This is a genomic window from Cyanobium sp. Morenito 9A2 (assembly GCF_024345575.1).
Lineage (GTDB): Bacteria > Cyanobacteriota > Cyanobacteriia > PCC-6307 > Cyanobiaceae > ATX-6F1.
This window is the reverse complement of record NZ_JAGQBJ010000006.1, coordinates 173,069-181,954: the sequence shown is the minus strand read 5'-3', so window position 1 is coordinate 181,954 and position 8,886 is coordinate 173,069. Positions and strand designations below refer to the sequence as shown.

Below are 8,886 nucleotides of genomic sequence, written 5' to 3'. Positions count from 1 at the left end.
CTTTCCGGCGGCCTGCTCACCGTCGATCAGAGCCTGCTGCTCGATGCGCAGGGCGGCAATGTGCTGCTGCAGGCCGCCGGGATCCAGGCGCCCGGGGCGCAGGTGGCGATCACCGGGGCGGCGGTGGTGCAGGGGGCGACCCCGATTGATGTGAGTTCGGCCAGCCGGCCCGGGGGCCGGATCACGATCACGGGTGGCACGGTGCTCCAGACCGCTCCTCTGTTGGCCAATGGCAGAAGCGGCGGCGAGGTGAGTCTGCAGGCGAACCACCTGCTCAGTGCCGCGCCGATCCAGGCCATCGGCCGCCAGGGTGCTGGGGGTCGCATCATGGCCGCCAGCACGAGCGCCACGGTGCAGACCCTCAGCGGTCTGTGGGATGTGAGCGGACGTTCGGCGGGGGGCTCGATCGCCCTCAGGGCGGGCACGGAACTGTTCAGCTCCGGCAGCTACCTCGGCCAGGGCACCCGGGGGGCGGCCCAGGGCGGTCAGATTGACCTGCTCGCCCCCACGATCACCCTCTCGGCGGCCTCCCTTGATGCCTCTGGTGCCGGCGGTGGTGGCCAGCTTCATGTGGGCGGTGGCTTCCAGGGGGCCGGGCTCGGCCTGGGCGCGAATGCCCGTACCGTCACGGTGACCGCCGGCACCAGCCTCCGGGCCGACGCCACGGCCCTGGGGAAGGGCGGCCAGGTGGTGGTCTGGTCGGAGGATCGCACCCATTTCTCTGGCGTCGCCAGGGCCAGGGGGGGCGCCTTGGGAGGTGACGGCGGTGTGCTGGAGGTGTCCGGCAAAGCGGATCTGGTTTTCGGCGGCACGGCCGACGCCTCGGCTCCCGCTGGCCGCCCCGGCACCCTGTTGCTCGATCCGAGGAACATCTACATCGAGAACACCACGGTCGGGGGCTACGGCTACGACGTACGGAACATCGTCTACCCCGGCTCGGATGCAGCCGGTCCGACCGGCCTGGTGGAGCAGCTGGGCACGGTAGCCAATGGCCCCATCCTGGTGAACGTGCCCACGGGCGGCCTCCCCGGCCAGGAGGGGGTGACCTACCTCTTCGATGGCAGCACCTACGGCCTCCTGAGTGCCCTCTACGGCACGGCCACGCTCGGCAGCCAGAAGGCGAACTACTCCGCGTCGGGCGACTCAGCGGGGTTGCTGGCCCTGATCAGCCCCGGCAGGAACAACGGAGCAACCCCCGATGCGGGTGCCGCCACCTGGATCGACACCACCACGGGAAAACTCGCCGACGGCACCAGCAGCGGCCTCATCGGAAGCGGCAACTCCCTGCTGGGCCGCACCACGGGTGATTTCAGCCAGGCCTCGGTGCGCTTCCTGGATTCAGGCCAAGCCCTCGTGTTCACCCCCCGCTGGGACAACGGCCGCTCCGTCGATGCCGGCGGCCTCACCTGGCTGAGCGGCAGCACCGGCAGGCTGGCGGATGGCAGCACGGGTGGAGCCATCGGCAGTGGCAACTCCCTGCTGAACACGGCCTCGGCGGCCTATCTGCCACCGGCGGACTGCCCCGGTTGCAGCTCCTACGTGAACCAAACCGTGCGCGAGTACGGCGGCGGCAATCTGCTGATCTACAGCGGCGCCTGGGCCAACGGGGCCGTGCCGGATGCGGGGGCGCTCACCTGGCTGAACGGCACAACGGGAGCTCTGGCCAACGGGGCCACCGGTGGGGCGATCAGCGCGGCCAACTCCCTGGTGGGCTCCAGTGCGGGGGATCTCAATCCCTCCGGAGGTTTGCTCCCCAATTTCTATGACCCTTCTTCCTTCTTCTCACGGGGTGGAAGCAACCTTGTCTACGACAACACGGATGCGGGCGCTCCGGTGGCCCTGTTCCGCTTCAGCACCTGGGACAACACCACCACGGGGGCGACGAATACGGGCGCCCTCACCTGGGTCGACATGGCCAGCGGCAAGCTCGGCACTGGCGCCGCCGCCATCGGGGCGATCGGAGCGGCCAATTCCCTGGTGGGGAGCTCCACGAACGACCAGGTGGGTTCCTCTTATCAGCAGCTGGGGGGGTTCAACTCCTACCTCCCTCCCAACTCTCAGGACTACTTCGTCTTCCTCAACCCCACCTGGGACAACGGCACGGCCGCCGATGCCGGTGCCCTCACCTGGATCCGCGGCAGCACCGGAAGGTTGGCCACGGGCGCAGCGATCATCGGCACCCTGGGAGCGGCCAATTCCCTGGTGGGTAGCAGCGCCGGTGATCAGGTTGGTGGCAGCTACGAGAGGATCGTTCAGCCCAACTGGTTCGGCTCTTACTTCACCAACCTCTGGCTGACCACAACGGGTTGGAACAATGGCTCTATCGCCGATGCGGGTGCCTTCACCTGGATCGAGGGTTCCACCGGCAAGTTGTCCGATGGATCGCCTGCCGTAGGGGCGATCGGTGTGTCCAATGCGCTGGTGGGCAGCCGGACCGGTGATTTCGCCGCCGGTGCCGTTGATTTCCCGAGCAGCGTTCTGTTCCTGGATTCGTCCGACTACTTCAACCTCACCAACAAGTTCCAGAACCTGCTGGTGTTCACCCCCAACTGGGACAACGGTGCTTCCGCCGTCAATGCCGGTGCCCTCACCTGGGTGAATGGCGGCACCGGCAAGCTCGCCACCGGGGCCGATGCCTTCGGTGCCCTCGGTTCTTCCACCTCTTTGGTGGGCAGCCATCGTGGCGATGCCATCGGCCAGCGGTCGTTGATCACCATCAACAGCTACGACCGCAGCCAGGATCTCTACCCCAACGTGCTGGCGCGCAATCCCCAGTGGTCTGGAAACACGGGTGCCGCCACCTTCATCAACGGCAGCACCGGTGCGCTGACCGATGGAACCCCGGCTGTGGGGGTGGTGGCTGCGGCCAATTCCCTGGTGGGCAGCATCCCTGGGGATCGGGTCGGTTCAGCGGCCCTGAACTTGCGCTCCAGCCTCGGCGGTCCTCTGCCGGACAACGTCCTGCTCACCAGCCCCGACTGGAGACGCGGAGCGGGTGCGATCACCTGGATCAACGGCGATTCCGGCAAGCTCGCCGATGGCAGCAACCCTTTTGGTGTGGTCAGTGGAGCCCAATCCCTGGCGGGCAGCCGCCCTGGTGATGGCATCGGTTCGGTGGACTCGATCACGATCACCGATCGGCAGAACGTGCTGCTACGCAATCCCCTCTGGGACAACGGCCTGGCCACGGACGCCGGAGCCGTCACCTGGATCAACGGCTCCACGGGCCTGCTCAGTGATGGCACCGTGGCGCTGGGCGCCATCGGTCCGACCACCTCCCTGGTGGGCAGCCACAGCGGCGACGCCATCGGCGAACTGGCCACCGCCGTTGGCTCCTTCTACGACCCGGGTGGCACCAACCTGGTGCTGCGCAGTCCCTCCTGGGATGCCAGTGCGAGCGCCACCGATGCCGGCGCGGTCACCTGGTTCAACCTCGCTACCGGCAAGCTGGCTGATGGCAACGATGCGTTCGGGGTCGTTGGCGCCACCAATTCCCTGGTGGGCAGCAGCACCGGTGATCGGGTGGGTGATGGCTTTTTGACCAGCGGATCGCTCTACGGCGCAGGCGGCGTGAATCTGCTTCTGCTCTCCCCGCTCTGGAACAATACGGCGACCACAGCCACCGATGCAGGTGCGGTGACCTGGATCGGAGGGGCCAGCGGCAAGCTGGCTGGTGCAACCAGTTTCCCCTTGGGAGCCATCAGCTCCGTCAATTCCTTGGTGGGCAGCACCAGAGGCGATGGGGTGGGGAGTCTGTATGACCGCTACGACGGCTCTCCTGAAACCCTGCTGCTGCGCAGCACCGCCTGGGACAGCCCAACGGCCGTTGATGCCGGTGCGATCACCTGGCTGAATCTGGCCACGGGCCAATTGGCCGACGGGAGCAGCAGCTTCGGCGCCGTCGCCGCCAGCAACTCCCTGGTCGGGAGCACCGCCGGCGATCGGGTGGGCCTGACCATCGAGACCAGTGGAGGTCGATACGCCTTCCTTGGTAGTCCGAACTGGGACAACGGCCATCGCGGCGATGCGGGTGCCATCACCTGGATCGATCGCCAACTCGGACAGACGGTCGGCGGGGAGGACGCCTTCGGCGCGATCAGGGCCACGAATTCTCTGGTGGGATCGTCGAGTGGCGATCAATTGGGGATCTTCTCTATCTCAGAACCCTGCACCGCTGGAGCTGCCTGCACCAACCAGGACTACGTGGTGCCCTTCAATTTCGGCACGGCGGTGCTGATTGGCAGCCCCCGCTGGGACAGGGGCCCCCTGGTGGATGCCGGCGCCATCAGCGCCGTGCGCCTCTCCGATGGCCGCCTGGTGGGAACCACCACCTTCGCCAGCGGAGCCCTCAGTGCCGCCAATGCCCTGGTGGGCAGTTCAGCTGGAGAGCAGTTGGGGCTCTTCCGCCGCGAGGACCAGCTCGCCGATGGCACGCCGGTGGTCGAAACCAATGTGGGCACGCTCTCGAACGGCGCTGCCCTGGTGGCGAGCCCCCGCTGGGACAGCGACTCCACGGCCGATGTCGGTGCCGTGGCCCTGATTCCCACGACCACGCCCCGGGTCGGCAAGTTGAATGACGCCAATGCTCTGGTGGGAAGCACCTCCGGTGATTTCAGCAGCTTCACGGCCCAGAGCCTGGGCAGCAATGGCCTGCTGGTCACCCCCCATTGGAGCAGTGGTGCGGTGGCCGGCGCCGGCGCCATCACCTGGATCGATGGCACCACGGGAAGGCTGGCCAATGGCAAGCTGGGCGGAGTCATTGGATCTTCTACGTCACTGTTGGGTAGCCGTAGGGGTGATTTCTCCGGCGTAGCTGTTGCCCTGAGTGGCAACGGTGCTTTTGTGCACCTGCCCGGCTGGAACAATGGTACTGACGCCGACGCGGGAGCCCTCGGCTGGATCCAGAGCAGCACCGGAGCCCTGGCGGATGGCAGCAGCGGCGGTGTGGTGGGACCAGGCAATGCCTTGCTGGGTAGCCAGAGCGGCGATCTGGCGAGCTACGAGCTCAGATCCCTTTCGGGCGGCAATCTGCTGGTCTTCACTCCCTCCTGGGACAACGGTGCGGTCGTCGATGCCGGAGCCCTCACCTGGCTGAACGGCATCACACCGGCGCTTGCGAGCAATCCCACCGGTGTTTCCGGTCTGGGGGTCATTGGCCCGAGCCATTCGATCGTGGGTGGTTCCACGGGCGACCTGAACGGCTCCTACCTGAACCAGCTGAGTGGTAATGCGGACAGCAATGTGCTGGTTGTGACCCCGTTCTGGAACGGCGCGACGGCAGGCGGCGGCGCCATCACCTGGCTGAGCAGCGCCACGGGCAAGCTTTCCGACGGCAGCAGCGGCGGTGTGATCGGTCCCACCAATTCCCTGCTCGCCACGGGGCAGGGCACCCTCGGCGGGTTCGATCTGGCCGACACCACCAACCCCTACCGGGAGTCACCCAGCGGCAATGTGGTGATCTACAGCTCTGCCTGGGGCTTCAGCTCAGCCCTGGGCAGGGGAATTGGCTCTCTCACCTGGTTGAACGGCAAGACGGGCGCCCTGGCCAATGGTGCCACCGGCGGTGTGATCAGCGCTGCCAACTCCCTGGTGGGCAGCGCCATCGGTGATCTGGCCCCACAGGATTCTTGCTTCTTCTGCTCAACGGCAACCTCCTACTTCGCCTACAACACCAACAGCGTCGGCAACGGCCTGCTGTTCCGCAACGTCGCCTGGAACAACAGGGCTGGGGCCGTCACCTGGCTGGACACCAGCACCGGCCGGCTGGCCAACGGAAACCCTGCCGTTGGGACGATCGGGGCCACCAATTCCCTGGTGGGCAGCACTGCCAACGATGGCATTGGCTCCTACTACGACACGGTCATCAAGGGTGGCAATGTGCTCCTGCTCAGTTCCGGTTGGGCCCATGGCACGGCCCCGTCTGCCGGGGCGGTCACCTGGCTGAGCGTGGGCACGGGCCAGCTGGCCAACGGCAGTGCGGCGATCGGGCCGATCAGCGCCGCCAATTCCCTGGTGGGCAGCAGCAGCTTCGACTCCGTCGGCTCCAACTACGACGCTTCTTCCTTCGGCAACGCGGTGGCCCTGTTCAGCGGCTATTGGGACAACGGCGCCGCCATCGATGCGGGGGCCTTCACCTGGCTGAACGCCGCCACCGGTACCCTGGCCAATGGCTCTGTCGCCATTGGTGCGCTCAGCGCCGCCAATTCCCTGGTGGGCAGCAGCAGCGGCGATTCTGTTGCGTTGTCCCGGCGCACCTTCTCAGGTTCCTTCGGCAGCAACATCGGCTTGATCAGCCCCGATTGGAACAACGGTGCGGCCGCCGATGCGGGTGCCGTCACCTGGATCAACAGCAGCTCGGGGCTGCTGGCCAATGGTGCAGCGGCGATCGGGGTGCTCAGCGCCGCCAACTCCCTGGTGGGTACCAGCGCCGGTGATCGGATCGGATCCACGGCCCTGGAGGTGGGCTCCCGCTTCAGTCCGATCGGCACAAACCTAATGGTGCTGAGCGGCACCTGGGACAACGGTCCGCTCGTGGATGCCGGCGCCGTCACCTGGATCAGCGGCCTCACCGGTCAGCTCCTCGATGGCAGCGCCGCGATCGGGGCCGTCAGCCGCAATGTCTCGATTGTGGGCACCTCCTCCGGCGATCAGCTGGGTGCACTCCATGCGCCGATGGGCTCCGTCAGCAGCTCTGAGGGCCTCAATGTGCTGCTGCAGAGTCCCAACTGGGACGCGCTGACTCCGGGAGGGCCGATCGTCAATGCTGGTGCCGTCACCTGGGTGAATGGCGCCAATGGGCTGATGGTCGATGAGTCCGGCAAGGGGGGCCTGAGTGGAAAGAATTCCCTGATCGGCAATTCGAGCGGTGACCAGATCGGCAGAAGTGTTGATGTGGTGGCCCCCGACACCTTCTTCGTCAATGGACCGGGCGCCTCCCTTGTGGGCACGCCTCCGGCCACGGCGAATGTGGTGGCCCAGAAGGTGCGAATCGTTCCCGAACCTCTCTATCCCCTGGCGGCGCCGGGGATCAACTTCGCTGATGCCCGCGACGCCTCGGTCACGATCTCCCCCAGCCAGATCACGGCGATCACCAACACCGGTACCGCCCTGGTGCTCCAGGCCAGCAACGACATTCTGCTGCGCCCGCTCTCCGACATCGCCATCACGAATCCCAGGGGCAATGGCGGCGATCTCACCCTTCAGGCCGGCCGCAACATCGCCCTCAATTCCAGCATCAGTAGCACTAACGGCAATCTCACCCTGATCGCCAACGATCCTGGTGCCAGTCCAGGTGTACGCGAACCCGGCGACGGCGGGATCGTTCAGCGCACGGGCACCAGCCTCAACGCCGGTACCGGCACGGTGACGTTCGCCGTTCGCCCTTCGACGGCCACGGCCATGGCGGGCAACATCGCGCTCTCCCAGGTGACCGCCGGTGCCATCGCCATCAGTGGTGCAAACCTCTCGCTCTCCGGAGCCATTCTGACGGCCAACGGCTCCCCGACGGCCGCCGGGTCGCTATCGGTGACCAGCACGGGTGCGTTGTCCGTGGCCAACAGCACCTTCCAGGCCAGCAGCCCCACGGGCGATGGGGGCAGCATTTCACTCGATGCCAAGGCACTGCAGATCGGTGGCAGCACTTTCCAAGCTTTCGGTACCGGCTCCGGTAACGGTGGCACCATCGCCCTGGGGGCCCTCTCCACTCCAGAGGTTCCCACATCCCTCTCCCTCACTGGTTCCCTGTTGGATGCCCGAGGTGGGGCCGCTGTGTCGCCCCAGCCCCTCAGCAACGGCGGCACCATCACGCTGGATGGCGGTGCCATCGCCATGGCCGGCTCGACGCTCAACACCTCCGGTGGGGCCACCGGTGGCTCCATCGCCATTGGCATGGCGTCCACGAACAATCCCACCAGTGTCTCGATCGTGAACTCCAGCCTGATCGCTGACCCGGCGACCACGGGTGGAATCATCGCCGTTGGCGGGTCGACGATCGTCACCTCGGGCAGCCTCTACAACGTTTTCGGGGCCAGCGGTGGTTTTCTGGATCTGGGTTCACCGCTCACCGCCGCCTTGATCTTCGGCGCCGGCACCAGCGTGCTCGGTGGTGGGAGTGGCAGCTTCACCTACCAGGGCACCACCATTTACGACCCCCAGTTCGCTCCCTTCTCCGGCGGAACGCTGCGGATCATCGGCACGATCTTCTCCCCTGGTGGTCCCACCTCTCCCACGGACGGGGCCACGGGCCCTCTCCCCAGCCCCCTGGGCAGCACCTCCCCCCTCTCGGCACTCACTTCCGCCCTGATCGCCTCCAGCCTGCTGAACACCAACTTCAATCTTCTGCTCGTCACCGGTGTGAACGGCACCACCAACCAGCCGGCCGGCCCATCCATGCCAGCGGCGGCCACGGGGCTGTTCAGCAGCTCTGATCCCAGCTTGTTTGCAGACCTTCCTTTGCAGCTCACCCTTGATCAGAGCTCCCTGCTGCATGTGGATGGTTATCTCGATCCTGTGCTGGACCCGTCGCTCCTGGGCCTTGATGCCTTGGATCTGCAGAGGCGCGCCGCCAGCTCCCCGGCGGCTCAGCCGGGAAGCGAGGCCACGGGCAGCCTCAGCGTTGATGAGAAGCTCAGGCTGCCCAACCTGGGCCAGGGCCAGAACCCTGCCGCTCGCGGCGACCAGGAGCGGGTCTCGGTCACCGATCTGGAGGCTTCCCAGGCCGAGACCCTCTTCCTCAAAGGTGAGCAGGAGGCCCAGCGCAACGCCACCGTCAAACTGGGCGTGGAGCCGGAACCCGACAAGGAAGCCATGAACGTACTGCAGTTGCAGGAGTGGCTGCGTCAGGTGGTGCCGTATGTGCAACAACGGCTCCAGTCGGGGCGTTGAAGC

General features: G+C 66.5%; 2 protein-coding genes. One reads left to right on the top strand and one right to left on the bottom strand.

Annotation, left to right across the window (positions count from 1 at the left end; translation table 11 throughout):
- On the bottom strand, window positions 1-270 hold a 270-nt coding region (locus KBY88_RS09625), incomplete at its 3' end, for a hypothetical protein (protein ID WP_254939709.1).
- Between KBY88_RS09625 and KBY88_RS09620 the strand changes: the two genes are divergently transcribed.
- On the top strand, window positions 250-8,883 hold the full coding sequence (locus KBY88_RS09620) for a beta strand repeat-containing protein (RefSeq protein WP_254939708.1): 8,634 nt from the start codon (window positions 250-252) through the stop codon (window positions 8,881-8,883). The genes KBY88_RS09625 and KBY88_RS09620 overlap by 21 nt on opposite strands.
- The last annotated feature ends 3 nt before the right edge of the window (window positions 8,884-8,886 follow it).